This is a genomic window from Pseudomonas nitroreducens, assembly GCF_014204515.1.
GTDB lineage: Bacteria > Pseudomonadota > Gammaproteobacteria > Pseudomonadales > Pseudomonadaceae > Pseudomonas > Pseudomonas nitritireducens_A.
In genome coordinates this window covers 34,913-51,546 of sequence record NZ_JACHLI010000019.1, presented here as the reverse complement: position 1 = coordinate 51,546, position 16,634 = coordinate 34,913, and the positions used below count along the sequence as shown (strand labels likewise).

Sequence of the window (16,634 nt, the reverse complement as noted above, 5' to 3'; positions counted from 1 at the left end):
TCGGAGCTGGAGTTTCGGATCTGTAGTTTCAGCGCTGTGCAGACCCAGCAGCCTATGCCCGGCGGGCGTTGGCGTCCAGTCGGCGGCCCCGGCTCAGTCCGCTGGCGCGTCGCTGAAGATGGCCTCGATGGGCAGGCCGAAAACCCGCGCTATACGAAAAGCCAGCGGCAGGCTGGGATCGAATTTGCCACTCTCGATGGCGATCACGCTCTGCCGCGAAACCTGCAGCTGCAGGGCCAGGTCCGCCTGGCTCCAGCCGCGTTCGGCGCGCAATGCCTTGAGACGATTGTGCATGACGATTCCTCAGGTCAGATCGCTCAGGCGAAGCGCCGGCGCAGCAGCACCACGGCAATGCCGTAGGCGGCCCAGAACAGCGGGAAGGCGAGGATCACCGGGAAGCGCGGCCAGGCCGCGTACTGCTCCAGGAAGCCCCAGGCGCTGAACAGCCCGACCACCACGCCGCCGGCCAGCATGGCGGCGCGGGACAGCAGGAAACGCAGGAATTCGTCCGGCTCGCTGCGCAGGTAGCGGTCGAACACATAGAGCATCGCCAGCAGCGGCAGTGCCGGAGAGGCGGCGGCCAGGACGCGCAGGGCATAAGGCAGCTTCTGCAGGTCCAGGCCCCAGCTGATCAGCGCCACCAGCAGCGAATAGATGAACATCAGGGCGGCACAGGACAGGGTGTAGCGGCGCAGGGCGGGATTCATCGCGATCTCCTTGTGATGTAAAGCGAACTTAACATCGGGATTTCGCCGATGTAAAGTAAACTTGTCATAGGAAGGCTATTTGCGATCAGTCATCCCCTGACCCGCCATTCAATGACTGAATGCCGCGTCTGCGTTCACACTCGCCGCGGGTGCGCGGTATAGTCGCAGCTTGTCCGACCATTCGCCCGGCCCGGCAGAGCGCCCGGCCCGCATCGTTCGAGGATTCACCGATGAAGTTCGAAGGTACCCAGTCCTACGTCGCCACCGACGACCTCAAGCTGGCGGTCAACGCCGCCATCACCCTGCAGCGCCCGCTGCTGGTGAAAGGTGAGCCGGGCACCGGCAAGACCATGCTCGCCGAGCAGCTGGCGGAGTCCTTCGGCGCCAAGCTGATCACCTGGCACATCAAGTCCACCACCAAGGCTCACCAGGGCCTCTACGAGTACGACGCGGTCAGCCGCCTGCGCGACTCGCAGCTGGGCGTGGACAAGGTCCACGACGTGCGCAACTACATCAAGAAGGGCAAGCTCTGGGAGGCCTTCGAGGCCGAAGAGCGCGTGATCCTGCTGATCGACGAGATCGACAAGGCCGACATCGAGTTCCCCAACGACCTGTTGCAGGAACTCGACAAGATGGAGTTCTACGTTTACGAGACCAACGAGACCATCAAGGCCAAGCAGCGCCCGATCATCATCATCACCTCGAACAACGAGAAGGAACTGCCGGACGCCTTCCTGCGCCGCTGCTTCTTCCACTACATCGCCTTCCCCGACCGCGAGACCCTGCAGAAGATCGTCGACGTGCACTACCCGAAGATCAGCGGCACGCTGGTCAGCGAGGCGCTGGACATCTTCTTCGACGTGCGCAAGGTACCGGGCCTGAAGAAGAAGCCCTCCACCTCCGAACTGGTGGACTGGCTGAAGCTGCTGATGGCCGACAACATCGGCGAAGCCGTGCTGCGCGAGCGCGACCCGACCAAGGCCATCCCGCCGCTGGCCGGTGCGCTGGTGAAGAACGAGCAGGATGTGCAGTTGCTTGAGCGCCTTGCCTTCATGAGCCGCCGCGCTAGTCGCTGAGGCTCTTACTCCCTCTCCCTTCAGGGAGAGGGCCGGGGAGAGGGGCATGGCCCCGTGCCGAGCTTGCCCTCTCCCTAACCCTCTGACTAGGCGTCCCCCCCATGAAGGGAGAGGGAACCGTTACCTGCGATTTCCGAGGGCATATCCATGCTGCTCAACCTGTTCAACGAAATGCGCGCGGCCAAGGTGCCGGTGTCGGTGCGCGAGCTGCTCGACCTGATCGATGCGCTCAAGCACCGCGTCGTGTTCGCCGACATGGACGAGTTCTACTACCTCGCCCGCACCATCATGGTGAAGGACGAGCGCCATTTCGATAAGTTCGACCGGGCCTTCGGCGCCTACTTCAAGGGCCTGGAAAAGCTCGACGACCACCTCAAGGCGCTGATCCCCGAAGAGTGGCTGCGCAAGGAATTCGAGCGCCTGCTGACCGACGAGGAGCGCGCGCAGATCCAGTCCCTGGGCGGCCTGGACAAGCTCATCGAAGAGTTCAAGAAACGCCTCGAGGAGCAGAAGGAGCGCCACGCCGGCGGCAACAAGTGGATCGGCACCGGCGGCACCAGCCCGTTCGGCTCCGGCGGCTTCAACCCCGAGGGCATCCGCGTCGGCGATGCCGGCAAGCGCCAGGGCAAGGCCGCCAAGGTGTGGGACCAGCGCGAGTACAAGAACCTCGACGATCAGGTCGAGCTGGGCACGCGCAACATCAAGATCGCCCTGCGCCGCCTGCGCAAGTTCGCCCGTGAGGGCGCGGCGGAAGAGCTGGACATCGACGGCACCATCGACCACACCGCCAAGGATGCCGGCCTGCTCAACATCCAGATGCGCCCCGAGCGCCGCAACACCGTGAAGCTCCTGCTGCTGCTGGATATCGGCGGCTCCATGGACGCCCACGTGAAGGTCTGCGAGGAACTGTTCTCGGCCTGCAAGACCGAGTTCAAGCACCTGGAGTACTTCTACTTCCACAACTTCATCTACGAATCGGTGTGGAAGAACAACCTGCGGCGGGGCAGCGAACGCACTTCCACCTTCGACCTGCTGCACAAGTACGGCCCGGACTACAAGGTGGTGTTCGTCGGCGACGCCGCCATGGCGCCCTACGAGATCACCCAGGCCGGCGGCAGCGTCGAGCACTGGAACGAGGAAGCCGGCTACGTCTGGATGCAGCGCTTCATGGAGAAGTACAAGAAGCTCATCTGGATCAACCCCTACCCGAAGGACACCTGGAACTACACCGCTTCCACCGGTCTGGTGCGTGAGCTGGTGAAGGAGCAGATGTTCCCGCTGACCCTGAGCGGCCTGGAAGAGGGCATGCGCTTCCTCTCGCGCGGCTGATCTGCTCAGCGAGCCTCAGGACGGTGCACCTGCACCGTCCGGTGTCCGCAAAGGTAACCTTGTCTGCGGGCGGAGCGACTCCGCCCCAGGTCCCGGACCCCGTAACATGGGGATCGATCCGGCCACGCTGGGTGGCCGGCACGCAACTTGCCTGCACCTGACCTGCGCCGCACGCGGTAACACCCGGCAGCGCGCCGTGGCGTCTACGATGGGCATCCCATGACTACCTTCTCCCGCTCCACCTGGCTCAACTCCCTGCACATGACCTCGCTTACCGTTGCGCTGATGGAGTCGGAGGGGCACAGCCGCGAGTCCATCCTCGAGGGCAGCGGCATCACCGGCGCCGACCTGCTCGACCTGCGCCGGCTGGTCAGCCCGTGGCAGGAGCAGCAGGTCTTCGGCAATGTGCAGAGTCTCGCTGGCGAGCCGGCCATCGGCCTGCGCCTGGGCGTGCGCACACGGATCACCGCCTATGGCCTGCTGGGCTACGCGCTGATTTCCGCGCCGACCCTGGGCGAGGCGCTGCGCATCGGCCTGAGCTACCCGGTACTGCTGGGTACCTACTTCCACCTCGCGCTGGAAGTGGAGGGCGACATGGCCTGGCTGGTCGCCACCGGCTATGGCGAGGAAGAGGACCTGCGACCGTTCAACACTGAACTCTGCCTGGGCTCGCTGAAAGTGGCCTGCGCCGACCTGCTCGGCCAGCCGCTGCCGCTGCTGCGCGCCGAGTTCGACTACGCCGGCCCGGTCGATCGCCGCGCCGCCTACGCCACACTGTTCGGCTGCCCGTTGAGTTTCGACTGTGCGCGCAGCGCCATCGGCTTCCCCGCGTCCTGGCTGGACATGCGCCTGCCCCTGGCGGATGCGGTGACCCACCGCGAAATGCTCGAACAGTGCCGCCGCCAGAACATCGATCTGGCCGCCCGCCGCGCCTGGCTGGACAAGGTCCGTGCGATCCTCGGCGAACGTCTGCAGGAGCCGCCGGGCCTGGAAGAACTGGCGCGCCGCCTGAACTGCTCTTCACGCAGCCTGCGCCGGCACCTGCAGCAACAGCAGACCAGCTACCAGCAACTGCTCGACGAACTGCGCTTCGCCCGCGCCAAGGAACTGCTGCAGGACGGCGACATGCCGATCTACCGCATCGCCGAGGAGCTCGGCTTCAGCGAAACCGCCAGCCTGCGCCACGCCTTCCAGCGCTGGAGCGGCCAGCCGCCGAGTCACTTCCGCGCCTGATATTTCCGTCCGGCTTGTCGTGGATCAAGGAGCCTCGGTGTCCGCCAGGCATACCTTGGGTAATCCCACCAGGACACCCGAGGGCCTGACCATGGCCAAGAAATTCCCCCTCAACCCGCCGCATCCCGAGCGTATCTGCTGGGGCTGCGACCGCTATTGCCCGGCCACCAATCTGGCCTGCGGCAACGGTGCGGACCGCACCATGCATCCGGCCGAGATGCTCGGTGATGACTGGTACCAGTTCGGTGACTGGGGTATCGAGGCGCCGAACACGGTTGCCGCCGTACAGCTGGAGACTTCCAGCTAGCAGGTCGCGGACGTCCCGACAGAATGAAAAAAGCGCGCACTCCCTCCCCGGAGTGCGCGCTTTTTCGTCATCAGCCCTTGGCGGGAGTGATGCCGTAGATCTTCTGGAAGCGGGCGATCAGGCCGACCGGCTTCTTCTCTTCCTTCTGCATCAGGTACACCACGCGCTCGCCGTTGGGCCCGCTGGCGATTTCGGTGTGGCGGAAGATCGGTTCGCCCAGACCGTTCATGTCGACCATGTCGCCGTAGCGCTGGGCGACGTAGATCACGCCTTCCTGGCGGATTTCGCCATAGAAGCCGGCGGCCGGCGGCAGGCTCTGCTTGAGGAACTGGTAGCCGGCGATCTTCTTCACGTCCTTGCCCTGGTCCTCGGCGCGCACCACCAGCACGACGTCCTGGCCGAACTTGTCCTTCTCGCCGACGGCCTTGGTGTGCTCGGTCTTACCGGTCACCAGGTAGTCGCGGTAGACGGTGGCGTCATCGAACACGTAGAGGGTCGACTCGGTACGCACCAGGTACCAGTCGTCGTTGTTGGGCGTGGCTTCCTTGCTGGCGACCTGCGGTTGGCCGGCGCAGCCCGCGAGGGCGACGACGAGCAGGGCGAGGGATGCAGCTTTGTTGGCTTTTTTATGGAACATCTCGGGGACTTCCCTGGGGTTGAAAGCCTGCGAGTGTCGATGGGCCAGATAACCGATTGATGACGGCAAAATGACGAATTGTTTCGGCCCGCAGCGCCCGTGATCCGGGAGCTGCGGGCAAGCGAAGCGATCCTCGCTGCGGCCGCTGTCGAGGCCCGCACGGCGCCCGCTCTAGGGCTGGGGTTTGGGCTGTGTCTCGTCGCTGGCCGCCGGCATGGCGTCCCCGTCGGCCGGCATGCTGCGAGTGAAGGATGGCCGCTGCAGGATCAGGTTCTGCGGCACGCTGAGGTTGATGCCGGCCTCGCGCAGGTCGCTGAAGAGGGTGAACAGCAGGTCGCTCTTGGTGCCGTACACCGCGCGCGGGCTGCTGACGTTGCCCGAGGCGGCCAGGGTCAGGCCGGTGGCGCCCAGGTCCTTGAAGGTCACCGAGGGCGCCGGCGTCTCGACGATGTTCGGGTGCTCGGTGTAGGCCTTGAGCATCAGTTCGCGGACTTTCTGCACGTCGGTGTCCAGCGGCAGAGTGAGGTTGATGCCGACCACGCCCAGGGCGCTGCCCATGGTCACGTTGCGCACGTTCTGCGAGATGAACTGCGAGTTGGGCACGATCACCGTGGACTGGTCGGACATCTGGATTTCCGTGGCGCGCACGTTGATCCGGCGGATATCGCCCTCCACGCCGCCGGTCAGGCTGACCCAGTCGCCCACCTTGACCGGGCGCTCGGTGAGCAGGATCAGGCCGGAGATGAAGTTCTGCACGATGGCCTGCAGGCCGAAGCCGATGCCCACCGACAGGGCGCTGACCACCCAGGTCAGGCTGGTGAGGTTGATGCGCAGCGCCGAGAGCACCAGCAGCACCAGGATGACCATGCCCAGGTAGCCCACCAGGGTTACCAGGGAGGCGCGCATGCCGGCGTCCATGCTGGTTTCCGGCAGCAGCTCGTCGGCCAGCCAGCGCTTGAGCAGGCGCAGGCCGAACAGCCCGGCGGCCAGGGTGCCGAGGGCCAGCAGGATGTCCTGCGGGACGATATTCAGGCGGCCCAGGGACTGGCCGCTTTCCACCAGCTGCACCAGGCCCTGGAGCAGCTCGCCCGGGCTGGTGCCGGAGGTGGAGAAGGCGATCAGCAGGGTGGTCAGCACCAGCAGCGTGCGGCCGGCGCCGCTGAGCAGGGTGGCGAACTGCGCCTGGTGCCGGGGATCGACACCGAGGTTCTCGGCCAGCCGCCCGCCGATCTTCTGCCTGGGCGACAGCAGCGATTCGCAGAGGTCGACGAACAGGCTGGTGAGCAGGTAGCCGGTGGCGCAGACCACGCTGGCCCAGAGCAGCTTGCCGGCGAGGAAGTAGGCCAGCGACAGGTAGCCGCTGACCAGTGCCAGGACGATCAGCAGCACCGTGAGCAGGATCGCCAGCACGAGGATGCCGGCCAGCGGCGAGGTCTCGTGGCCTTCGGCTGCGCGCCGGGCCCGGCGGTAGCGGTACAGGGCGGTGGCGAACAGGACGGCGGTGGCCAGGGCGGTGATGCCGTTGACCGCCACGGTGAGCGCCAGGCTGGCGCCGCTGGCACTGTTGATGCGCTCCTGGGTGCCCAGCAGGACCAGCAGCCAGGCCATCAGCCAGGGGAAGGGCGAGAGGGCGGTGGCCACCGGGTCGGGCAGGTCGGGCAGACGCCAGGAAGGGCGCTGCACGGCCAGCAGGGCGCGCCCCAGGCCGGCGGTGAAGGTGCAGAAGATCACCAGGGAGAGCAACTGGTCGCCCAGGTTGGCCATGCTGCCATTGAGTTGCTCGTGCCAGTCGAGCCCCTCGCGGATCAGTGTGGCGCCGCCGCCCAGGGTGACGATGGTCGCCAGGCTCACGGCCAGCGCCAGGGCGCTGCGGCGCAGGCGGCCGACCGGGATCCAGCGGATCATCGCCTTGGTCAGCAGCTGCTCCAGCAGCCGTCGGCCGGGTATCCACAGCAGGCCGGCGGCGAGCACGCAGGCGAGGAAGGGCCAGCGGTGCTCGGGTTGCCAGGTTTCGGCAAAGGCCGCGCCGATCTGCCCGCGGATGGACTGCAGGCGCGCCAGGTCATCGTCGGTGGGGCGGATCAGGCTGGACCAGAAGCGTGGACTGAGCGGCGGTGCGTAGCGCGTGGCGATCTGCGAATTGAACTGGCTGCGGCGCAGGTTGACGATCTGCGCGGCGAGGTCCTGGGCGTTCCTGTCCAGCTGGTTGGCCCGTTCCTGCTGCTTCTGCTGCAGCTTCTGGTCGGCCAGCAGGTCGTTGCGCTGGCTGGTGAGGCTGGCAGCCTCATTGGGCGTCTGCGGGCCGAGGACCTTGAGCTGGTCGTCGGTGCGCGCCAACTGGGTGCCGATGTCGGTGGCACTCTGTTCGGCGCGGCCCTGGACCACCAGGGCGGCCTGGCGCAGATTGGACAGCAGTCCGTCATCGCTGTCGGCGGAGACGCGCTGGCGGATCAGTTCCAGGCGATCGCTCAACTGGTCGAGGTTGGCGTCATCGGGCAGGTCGGGCAGCTCGATGCTGTCGCCGGCCTGTACGTCGGTGGGCTCGTCCGCCAGGGCCAGGCCGGCGCCGGCGAGCGACAAGGTCAACATCAGCAGCACGCGGCTGCAGGCGCGTACGAAGGTATCCCGCATGTTCCCCCATCCTGTGGTCAAAACGCTTACCGGAGTTCGACCGGTCGACGCCGTGGCAATTCCCTGAGCATAGCGCCGCCTCGCTTGGGCTTCGTGACGCGCAGGGGGATAATCCAATGATGCAGTTGGTTAAGGGTCAGAAATTCTGGCCACATCGATCCCCTTTTGGCCGCTCCCGCTGTTCTGTGCGGCGCGGTCGCTGGGCAGAATTCCCCATCACCGGACACCCCAACACCGGACCACAAGAATCCTTCAGAGGGTACTCCCATGCTTACCGTGTACAGCGATGATCACCGCCTGCATTTCGGCCAGTCCGAACTGGTCGACGGCAAACTCCAGCCCTGCTTCGAGATGCCCAGCCGCGCGGACACCGTGCTGGCCCGCGTGAAGTCGCAGAACCTGGGCGAGATCATCGAGCCCAAGGACTTCGGCCTCGAGCCGATCCTGCGCGCGCACAACACCCGCTATGTCGAATTCCTCAAGGGCGCCTGGGCCCGCTGGGCGGCTGAAGGCCACACCGGCGACCTGGTCTCCACCACCTTCCCGGGCCGCCGCCTGCTGCGCGACGGTCCGATCCCGACTGCGCTGATGGGCGAAGTAGGGCACTACAGCTTCGACACCGAGGCGCCGATCACCGCCGGCACCTGGCAGGCCGTGTACAGCTCGGCGCAGGTCGCGCTGACCGCCCAGGACCACATGCGCCAGGGTGCCAGCACCGCCTTCGCGCTGTGCCGTCCGCCGGGCCACCACGCCGGCAGCGACTTCATGGGCGGCTACTGCTTCCTCAACAACGCCGCCATCGTCAGCCAGGCCTTCCTCGACCAGGGCGCCAAGCGCGTGGCCATCCTCGACGTGGACTACCACCACGGCAACGGCACCCAGGACATCTTCTACCGCCGCAACGACGTACTGTTCGCCTCGATCCACGGCGACCCGCTGGTGGAGTACCCGTATTTCCTCGGTCACGCCAACGAGCATGGCGAAGGCGCCGGCGAGGGCTACAACCACAACTACCCGCTGCCGCACGGCACCGGCTGGGACGGCTGGTTCGCCGCGCTGGACGACGCTTGCCGGAAGATCGCCGACTACGCGCCGGACGCCGTGGTTGTATCGCTGGGCGTGGATACGTATAAGGACGACCCGATTTCCGAGTTCAAGCTGGACAGTCCGGACTACCTGAAGATGGGCGAGCGCATCGCCGCACTGGGTATCCCGACCCTGTTCATCATGGAAGGCGGGTACGCGGTTGAGGCCATCGGCGTCAACGCGGTGAACGTGCTGCAGGGCTACGAAGGCGCTGCAAGCTGATCCAAGAGATGGGGCGGACAATGATCCGCCCCACTGCATTTATTGGCTCGCGACCTGTTGTTGGTAATGGTCAGAGTGCGAGCGCATTTAACTGGGGAAGGACATGAACAAGAACACCGCGCTGCGCGGCCTGCTCGCCGCCGCCACCCTCGTCACCGCCGGCGCCGCCAGCGCTGCGCCGGAAGTGCGCATCTACAACTGGTTCGACTACATCGGTCCGGACACCCTCAAGGGCTTCCAGAGCGAGACCGGCATCAAGCCGCAATACGACGTCTACGACAGCAACGAAGTGCTCGAAGCCAAGCTGCTGTCCGGCCACTCGGGCTATGACGTGGTGGTGCCCAGCGACAGCTTCCTGCCCAACTACCTGAAGGCCGGTGTGTTCCAGCCGCTGGACAAGAGCAAGCTGCCCAACTGGAAGAACCTCAACCCGGCGCTGCTCAAGGTGCTGGAGAGCAAGGACCCGGGCAACCAGTACGTGATGCCCTACATGTGGGGCACCAACGGCATCGCCTACAACGTCGACAAGGTCAAGGCCGTGCTCGGCGACAACGCGCCGGTGGATTCCTGGGACCTGGTGTTCAAGCCCGAGAACCTCGCCAAGCTGAAATCCTGCGGCGTGGCCTTCCTCGATTCGCCCACCGAGGTGATCCCGCAGGTCCTGCATTACCTGGGCCTGTCGCCCAACAGCCACAACCCGGACGACTACAAGAAGGCCGAGGCACTGCTGGCGAAACTGCGCCCGAACATCACCTACTTCAGCTCCTCGAAGTTCGTCACTGACCTGGCCAACGGCGACGTCTGCGTGGCCCTGGCCTGGTCCGGCGGCGCGATGCAGGCGGCCAACCGCGCCAAGGAAGCCGGCAACGGCATCCACATCGAGTACCGCATTCCCAAGGAAGGCGCCGCCGCCTGGTTCGACGTGCTGGCGATTCCGAAGGATTCGAAGAACGTCGAGCAGGCCCACGCCTTCCTCAACTACCTGCTGCGCCCGGAAGTGGTCGCGCCGATCTCCGACTACGTTGCCTACGCCAACCCCAACCAGGCGGCGGACGGGCTGATCTCCAAGGAGCTGCACGACAACCCCAACGTCTACCCGCCGGCGGACGTGCAGGCCAAGCTGTTCTCGGTGGAGATGCTGCCGCCCAAGCTGGAGCGCATCCGTACCCGCACCTGGACCCAGGTGAAATCCGGGAAATAATGTCGCAGATGGCTGGCTGAACAGCGGATTACCGTTGGCGGCCGGCGGGCGCCAACTGGCATGATCGGCGGACTTTCTTCGAGGAAGTCCGCCGATTCCTATTTGGGCTTCCCACTTTTGTCCTTGCTGCCGAGCCTTGCCATGAACTGCCGAATCGCTGCAAACGCCTTCGCAAGGGGGCGCTCATGAATTCCCAGGCCAACATCGTCGAGCGCAAGGGCGCCGACGCCTTCGCCATCCAGGTCATGACCGGCCTGTGCGTGATCTGGGGTATCCAGGCGGTGATGGTGAAACTCGCCGCCCACGACATTGCACCGATCATGCAGGCCTTCGGGCGCAACCTGGTGGCCGCCGTGGCGGTGGGCCTGATCATGTGCTGGCGCGGCGGCTGGGAAGGCTTCCTGCGCCAGGGCACGCTCAAGGGTGGGCTGCTGGCCGGCGTGCTGTTCGCCGCCGAGTTCTTCTTCATCGCCCAGGGGCTGGTCTACACCTCGGCTTCGCACATGGCGGTGTTCATCTATACGGCGCCGATCTTCTCCGCGCTGGCGCTGCATTTCCTGCTGCCCAGCGAGCGCCTGCGGCCGCTGCAATGGATCGGCATCGGCGTGTGCTTCGGCGGTATCGCCCTGTGCTTTGGCGGTGGCTTCGACTTCGCCAACATGGATAGCCGAGTACTGCTGGGCGATGCCTTCGGCGTGCTGGCCGGATTCGCCTGGGGCATTACCACGGTGGCGGTGCGCACCACGCGGCTGTCCGAGGCCAAGCCGATCCTGACGCTGTTCTACCAGTTGCTGATCGCCGCATTGCTGCTGCCATTCGCCGCGCTGGCGCTGGGCAAGACCCAGGACGTCAGCTTCACCGCCATCGGCGTGGGCAGCGTGCTGTTCCAGGGGCTGGTGGTGTCGTTCTTCAGCTACTTCACCTGGTTCTGGCTGCTGCGCCGCTACCTGGCGTCGAACCTGGCGGTGTTTTCCTTCATGACGCCGATGTTCGGCATCGCCTTCGGCGTGCTGATCCTCGGCGAGCCGCTGACCTTGAACTTCGTCGCCGGCGCCGCGCTGGTGCTGGCGGGTATCACCCTGGTGAGCAGCGAGCAATGGATTCGCCGGATGCTTCGCCGCTGATGTGGGAAATGTCGCGCACTTGATTCAGGTCAGGCGTCGCGGCGGGGGAAGGCGATAGTCTTTGTTTCAAGGATTGAGTGGCACGGGCGGAGAGTGGGACGCCGGGCTATTCTTCCTAGGGCGGCCCATGGTGGTAACGGGTCGCCCGACCTGAATTCGCACGAGGAGGCGTTCCATGAAAGTCTGGCTGCAAAGCATTGCGTGGAAACTCGGTGTCACGCTCGGCCTGATCGAGCCTCCACGTCTGCAACCCATCCCCATCCGCAGCGACGAGCAACGTCGCCTGATGGAACAGCGCCGCCGCTACTGATCGCGCTGCGTTGGACACAAAAGAAAACCCGCCAGCTGGCGGGTTTTTCTTTGGGTTCTTCACGGACTGCCTGTCATTCGTGGGCCTTGAACCAGTCGTCGATCATCGCCTTCAGCCTTTCCCCGGAGAAACTCTCGAAGTGCCCGCCGTGCACGGTGCGCACCGGCAGCTCGCGCAGGCGCGCCAGGCTCGCGGCGTAGTCGTCTAGGTTGGAGTGGTAGGCGTCTTCGATCAGCGGGCCGTCGTAGATGATGTCGCCGGAGAACAGCGTTTGCGTCTTCTCTTCCCACAGGCTGATGCCGCCCGGCGAGTGGCCGGGGGTGTGCAGTACCTGCAGGGTGCGGTCGCCCAGATCGAGCACGTCGCCTTCGTCGATGGTGCGGGTGGCCGGCGCGGCCTTGACGCGGTATTCGGCGTAGCACAGCGGGCAGTCCGGGTGCGCATCGAACATCTCGTCGCCAACGAAGGCGCTGGCCAGGGTGCGCTCGCCGTCGGGGTTGGCGAGGATGTCGGCTTCGGCCGGGTGCACCAGGCGCTCGTCGAACTCGTGGTGGCCGGCGATGTGGTCGAAGTGGGTGTGGCTGGCCACCGCCAGCAGCGGCCGCTCGGTGAGCCAGGGCAACTGCTCGCGCAGGCTGACCAGGCCGGAGCCGCTGTCCACCAGCACGTCGCGCTCGCGGCCCTGGATGTGCCACAGGTTGCAGCGGTAGAAGGGGCGGACGAAGGGCTCGTGGATCAGGCTGACGCCGTCGTAGCAGTGGCGGACCTCGAACCAGCGGTCACGGGTGACGATCTTCATGGGGCGGGTTCCTGTATTCCATGGGGCGCGTTGGCGGGCGCGCCCGGCCTGGGCGCCATCCTAGGCAGGGCAGGGCGGAGTGCGCCAGCGCTACCCCGGTAACATTTCCCTGCGACAAAATGAGGCGCCAGGAAACATTTCGCACAGCTTCGGTGCGTCTTTTCTGTCCGCGCGGAATCAGTCAATATCGCGCACCCCGCGTCGAGCCTGGGATTCGATGTTTGTGGCCCGATTACTGCTAGTAATCAGGGTTTTACTATCTGCTTTAGGATCACGTAAAATCCGCGCCGTCAAGCCGCTGGGGCGCCGTCTCCAGCGCTTCTATAATTACTTGTCGCATTGAAGAAATAACCGCTCCGGGGCTGTCGCTAGAATGCCGCTCACCCCGGTAGGCGCGCTTTTCACAAGAATCGCGCCGGCAATGCGCAGACGAACAATAACCTTCACTTCTGCACGGGCAGCCTGGGCCAACCCCTTTCTCCTGCCATCGAAGTCCTACCCTCGAAGGAGTTACTGATGAAGAAGTTTGCACTTCTCGGTGCGCTGGCCCTGTCCGCGCTTTCCCTGGTTGCCCACGCTGACGACAAGCCGGTGCGCATCGGCATCGAAGCCGGTTATCCGCCGTTCTCCTTCAAGACGCCCGACGGCAAGCTCGCCGGTTTCGACGTGGATATCGGCAACGCCCTGTGCGAAGAGATGAAGGTCAAGTGCACCTGGGTCGAGCAGGAGTTCGACGGCCTGATCCCGGCGCTGAAGGTTCGCAAGATCGACGCCATCCTCTCGTCGATGACCATCACCGACGAGCGCAAGAAGTCCGTCGACTTCACCAACAAGTACTACCACACCCCCGCGCGCTTCGTGATGAAGGAAGGCGTGACCCTGAACGACCCGCTGGTCGACCTCAAGGGCAAGAAGGTCGGTGTACTGCGCGCTTCCACCCATGACCGCTATGCCACCGACGTCCTGGCCCCGGCCGGAATCGAAGTGGTGCGCTACAACTCGCAGAACGAAGCCAACATGGACCTGGTCTCCGGCCGCATCGACGCGACCATGGCCGACTCGGTCAACCTCGACGACGGCTTCCTGAAAACCGACGCCGGCAAGGGCTACGCCTTCGTAGGCCCCGAATACAACGATCCGAAGTACTTCGGTGGTGGCGCCGGCATCGCCGTGCGCAAGGGCGATACCGCCCTGGCCGAGAAATTCAACACGGCCATCGCCGGCATCCGTGCCAACGGCAAGTACAAGGAAGTCCAGGACAAGTACTTCAAGTTCGACGTCTACGGCGAGAACTGATCCACGTCCGCAAGTGGCACAGACCCAGGCCTGGTCCTGATGTTTGTGCCACTTTTTTATTGGGGGTGAGCCTGCCTTGCGCTCGCCCTGAGCGTCCGTGTCGGTGCGGGCGGCGTCCGGTTTCACGAGGTACGAAATTATGCTCAATGGCTACGGAGCCACCATCGTCGATGGTGCCTGGCTGACGCTTCAGCTGTCCCTGCTGTCGATGGCCCTGGCGATCGCGCTGGGTCTGCTCGGCGCGGCCATCCGCCTGTCGCCGGTGAAGTGGCTGGCCTGGTGCGGCGACCTCTATTCCACCGTGATCCGTGGCGTACCGGACCTCGTGCTGATCCTGCTGATCTTCTACGGCGGCCAGGCCGCGGTGAACTGGGTCGCGCCGATGGTCGGCTATGACGACTACATCGACCTCAACCCGTTCGCCTCCGGCGTCGGCACCCTGGGCTTCATCTTCGGCGCCTACCTTTCCGAGACCTTCCGTGGCGCCTTCATGGCCATCCCGAAAGGGCAGGGCGAAGCCGGCTTCGCCTACGGCATGAGTCCGCTGCAGGTGTTCTTCCGCATCCAGGTGCCGCAGATGATCCGCCTGGCCATCCCCGGCTTCACCAACAACTGGCTGGTGCTGGTCAAGGCCACCGCGCTGATCTCCGTGGTCGGCCTGCAGGACATGATGTTCAAGGCCAAACAGGCCTCGGACGCGACCCGCGAACCCTTCACCTATTTCCTTGCCGTGGCGGCGCTGTACCTGGTGGTCACCAGCGTCTCCCTGGTGCTGCTGCGCCTGCTCGAACGCCGCTATTCGGTCGGCGTGAAAGTCGCCGAGCTTTGAGTCCGGGAGCCCTCGCATGATCTTTGATTACACCGTCATCTGGGACAGCCTGCCGCTCTACTTCAGCGGCCTGTTGGTGACCCTCAAGCTGCTGGCGATCTCGCTGTTCTTCGGCCTGCTGGCGGCGGTGCCGCTGGCGCTGATGCGCTGCTCGAAGAACCCGGCGGTGAACCTGCCAGCCTGGCTCTACACCTACGTGATCCGCGGCACGCCGATGCTGGTGCAGCTGTTCCTCATCTACTACGGCCTGGCGCAGTTCGCCTTCGTCCGTGAAAGCGCGATGTGGCCGCTGCTGTCCAACGCCACCTTCTGCGCCTGCGCGGCCTTCGCCATCAACACCAGCGCCTACACCGCCGAAATCCTCGCCGGCAGCATCCGCGCCACCCCGCACGGCGAGATCGAAGCCGCCAAGGCCATGGGCATGTCGCGGATCAAGCTGTACCGCCGCATCCTGCTGCCCTCGGCCCTGCGCCGCGCGCTGCCGCAGTACAGCAATGAAGTGATCATGATGCTGCAGACCACCAGCCTGGCGTCCATCGTGACCCTGGTGGACATCACTGGCGCCGCGCGCACCGTGTACTCGCAGTACTACCTGCCATTCGAGGCGTTCATCACCGCCGGCATCTTCTACCTGATCATGACCTTCACCCTGGTGCGCCTGTTCAAGCTGGCCGAGCGCCGCTGGCTGGCCTATCTCGCGCCGCGCAAGCACTGAGGAAACGACTGTGGAACGTATCGATCATCTATTGCCGTGGAGCAGCCTGGGTAGCGAGCGCCGCCTGAGCGTCTTCCGCTACGGCAAGGGCCCGCGCAAGGTCTACATCCAGTCCAGCCTGCACGCCGACGAGCTGCCGGGCATGCGCACCGCCTGGGAACTCAAGCAGCGCCTGGCCGACCTGGAGTCGCGTGGGCAACTGAACTGCGTCGTCGAATTGGTCCCGGTGGCCAACCCCATCGGCCTCGGCCAGACCCTGCAGGCCAGCCACCTGGGGCGTTTCGAGTTCGCCAGCGGGAAGAACTTCAACCGCGATTTCGTCGAACTGTCGGCACTGGTTGCCGAACGTGTCGGCGACCAGCTGGGCGCCGATGAAGCCGCCAACGTCGAGCTGATCCGCCAGGCCATGCGCGACGGCCTCGATGCACTGCCGCCGGCTTCGTCCGAGCTGCAGGGCATGCAGCGTATCCTGCTGCGCCACGCCTGCGACGCCGAGGTGGTGCTCGACCTGCACTGCGACTTCGACGCGGCCATCCACGTCTACGCGATCCCGCAGCACTGGCCGCGCTGGAAATCCCTGGCCGCGCGGCTGAAGGCCGGCGTCGCGCTGCTGGCCGAAGATTCCGGCGGCAGCTCCTTTGACGAATCCTGCTCGCTGCCCTGGCTGCGCCTGTCCCAGGCCTTCCCCAAGGCGGCGATTCCGCTGGCGTGCCTGGCGACCACCGTCGAGCTGGGCGGCGTGGGCGATACCCGCGTCGACCAGGGGCAGGCCAACGCCGAAGCCATCCTCGGCTTCCTCGCCGAGCAGGGCCTGATCACCGGCGACTGGCCGGCGGCCCCGGCCGAATGCTGCGAAGGCATGCCCTTCGAAGGCACCGAATACCTCTACGCCCCCCATGTTGGCGTGGTGAGCTACCTGCGCAAGGCGGGGGAGTGGGTGGAGAAGGGCGACGCACTGTTCGAAGTGGTCGACCCGCTGAACGACCAGGTCAGCACCGTTCGCGCCGGCACTTCCGGCGTGCTGTTCGCCATCGAGCGTGGGCGCTATGCCCAGCCGGGGCTTTGGCTGGCCAAGGTGGCCGGGCGTGAGCCGTTCCGCAAGGGCCGGCTGATCAACGACTGAATTCGAGAA

The 16,634-nt window shown here is 65.3% G+C and carries 17 protein-coding genes; 12 read left to right on the top strand and 5 right to left on the bottom strand.

From position 1 onward, the window contains the following. Nucleotides 1-93 precede the first annotated feature (93 nt). Nucleotides 94-294 (bottom strand): helix-turn-helix transcriptional regulator, encoded by a 201-nt coding sequence (locus HNP46_RS21745; protein WP_184593070.1) that lies wholly within the window; start codon nucleotides 292-294, stop codon nucleotides 94-96. A 23-nt stretch (nucleotides 295-317) separates the two neighbouring features. Further along, nucleotides 318-707, bottom strand: a complete 390-nt coding sequence (locus HNP46_RS21740) for a hypothetical protein (protein WP_184593068.1) — start codon at nucleotides 705-707, stop codon at nucleotides 318-320. Nucleotides 708-937: 230 nt separating this feature from the next. On the opposite strand from HNP46_RS21740, the gene HNP46_RS21735 reads away from it, so the two are divergent. The 4 genes from HNP46_RS21735 to HNP46_RS21720 all read left to right on the top strand — a co-directional run bounded on the left by HNP46_RS21735 (nucleotide 938) and on the right by HNP46_RS21720 (nucleotide 4,652). Then, nucleotides 938-1,783, top strand: coding sequence for an AAA family ATPase (locus HNP46_RS21735; RefSeq protein ID WP_151187902.1), 846 nt, complete (start codon nucleotides 938-940; stop codon nucleotides 1,781-1,783). A gap of 147 nt (nucleotides 1,784-1,930) precedes the next feature. Further along, nucleotides 1,931-3,112, top strand: a complete 1,182-nt coding sequence (locus HNP46_RS21730; protein ID WP_184593066.1) for a vWA domain-containing protein — start codon at nucleotides 1,931-1,933, stop codon at nucleotides 3,110-3,112. A gap of 219 nt (nucleotides 3,113-3,331) precedes the next feature. Beyond that, nucleotides 3,332-4,345, top strand: a complete 1,014-nt coding sequence (locus HNP46_RS21725; RefSeq protein ID WP_184593064.1) for an AraC family transcriptional regulator — start codon at nucleotides 3,332-3,334, stop codon at nucleotides 4,343-4,345. 91 nt (nucleotides 4,346-4,436) lie between these two features. Then, complete coding sequence (locus tag HNP46_RS21720; protein WP_184593238.1) at nucleotides 4,437-4,652, top strand: DUF3079 domain-containing protein; 216 nt, start codon at nucleotides 4,437-4,439, stop codon at nucleotides 4,650-4,652. A 70-nt stretch (nucleotides 4,653-4,722) separates the two neighbouring features. On the opposite strand, the gene HNP46_RS21715 is transcribed toward HNP46_RS21720, so the two are convergent. Next, nucleotides 4,723-5,289, bottom strand: coding sequence for a hypothetical protein (locus HNP46_RS21715; protein WP_184593062.1), 567 nt, complete (start codon nucleotides 5,287-5,289; stop codon nucleotides 4,723-4,725). A 171-nt stretch (nucleotides 5,290-5,460) separates the two neighbouring features. Continuing rightward, nucleotides 5,461-7,920 carry a DUF3772 domain-containing protein gene (locus HNP46_RS21710; RefSeq protein WP_184593060.1) on the bottom strand — a complete coding sequence of 820 codons (2,460 nt, stop codon included), beginning with the start codon at nucleotides 7,918-7,920 and terminating at the stop codon, nucleotides 5,461-5,463. 267 nt (nucleotides 7,921-8,187) lie between these two features. On the opposite strand from HNP46_RS21710, the gene HNP46_RS21705 reads away from it, so the two are divergent. The 4 genes from HNP46_RS21705 to HNP46_RS35920 all read left to right on the top strand — a co-directional run bounded on the left by HNP46_RS21705 (nucleotide 8,188) and on the right by HNP46_RS35920 (nucleotide 11,863). Next, on the top strand, nucleotides 8,188-9,228 hold the full coding sequence (locus tag HNP46_RS21705; protein ID WP_184593058.1) for a histone deacetylase family protein: 1,041 nt from the start codon (nucleotides 8,188-8,190) through the stop codon (nucleotides 9,226-9,228). Nucleotides 9,229-9,331: 103 nt separating this feature from the next. Further along, a complete protein-coding gene (locus HNP46_RS21700) occupies nucleotides 9,332-10,429 on the top strand; it encodes an extracellular solute-binding protein (protein WP_184593056.1) in 1,098 nt (365 codons plus the stop codon). 185 nt (nucleotides 10,430-10,614) lie between these two features. Then, complete coding sequence (locus HNP46_RS21695) at nucleotides 10,615-11,553, top strand: DMT family transporter (RefSeq protein WP_184593054.1); 939 nt, start codon at nucleotides 10,615-10,617, stop codon at nucleotides 11,551-11,553. Nucleotides 11,554-11,728: 175 nt separating this feature from the next. Further along, nucleotides 11,729-11,863, top strand: a complete 135-nt coding sequence (locus tag HNP46_RS35920) for a PA1414 family protein (protein ID WP_260403232.1) — start codon at nucleotides 11,729-11,731, stop codon at nucleotides 11,861-11,863. Between the two features lie 73 nt (nucleotides 11,864-11,936). Here the strand turns inward: HNP46_RS35920 and HNP46_RS21690 are convergent, their stop codons facing one another. Further along, nucleotides 11,937-12,662, bottom strand: a complete 726-nt coding sequence (locus HNP46_RS21690) for an MBL fold metallo-hydrolase (RefSeq protein WP_184593052.1) — start codon at nucleotides 12,660-12,662, stop codon at nucleotides 11,937-11,939. Nucleotides 12,663-13,178: 516 nt separating this feature from the next. Here HNP46_RS21690 and HNP46_RS21685 point away from each other — a divergent pair. The 4 genes from HNP46_RS21685 to HNP46_RS21670 all read left to right on the top strand — a co-directional run bounded on the left by HNP46_RS21685 (nucleotide 13,179) and on the right by HNP46_RS21670 (nucleotide 16,625). Beyond that, nucleotides 13,179-13,958, top strand: a complete 780-nt coding sequence (locus HNP46_RS21685; RefSeq protein WP_184593050.1) for an ABC transporter substrate-binding protein — start codon at nucleotides 13,179-13,181, stop codon at nucleotides 13,956-13,958. A 139-nt stretch (nucleotides 13,959-14,097) separates the two neighbouring features. Next, entirely contained in the window at nucleotides 14,098-14,787 is a 690-nt protein-coding gene (locus tag HNP46_RS21680) for an ABC transporter permease (protein ID WP_184593048.1), read from the top strand. A gap of 16 nt (nucleotides 14,788-14,803) precedes the next feature. Further along, nucleotides 14,804-15,502 (top strand): ABC transporter permease, encoded by a 699-nt coding sequence (locus tag HNP46_RS21675; RefSeq protein WP_184593046.1) that lies wholly within the window; start codon nucleotides 14,804-14,806, stop codon nucleotides 15,500-15,502. Between the two features lie 10 nt (nucleotides 15,503-15,512). After that, nucleotides 15,513-16,625: a succinylglutamate desuccinylase/aspartoacylase family protein gene (locus HNP46_RS21670; RefSeq protein ID WP_184593044.1), complete on the top strand. Its 1,113-nt coding sequence runs from the start codon at nucleotides 15,513-15,515 to the stop codon at nucleotides 16,623-16,625. Nucleotides 16,626-16,634: the final 9 nt, after the last annotated feature.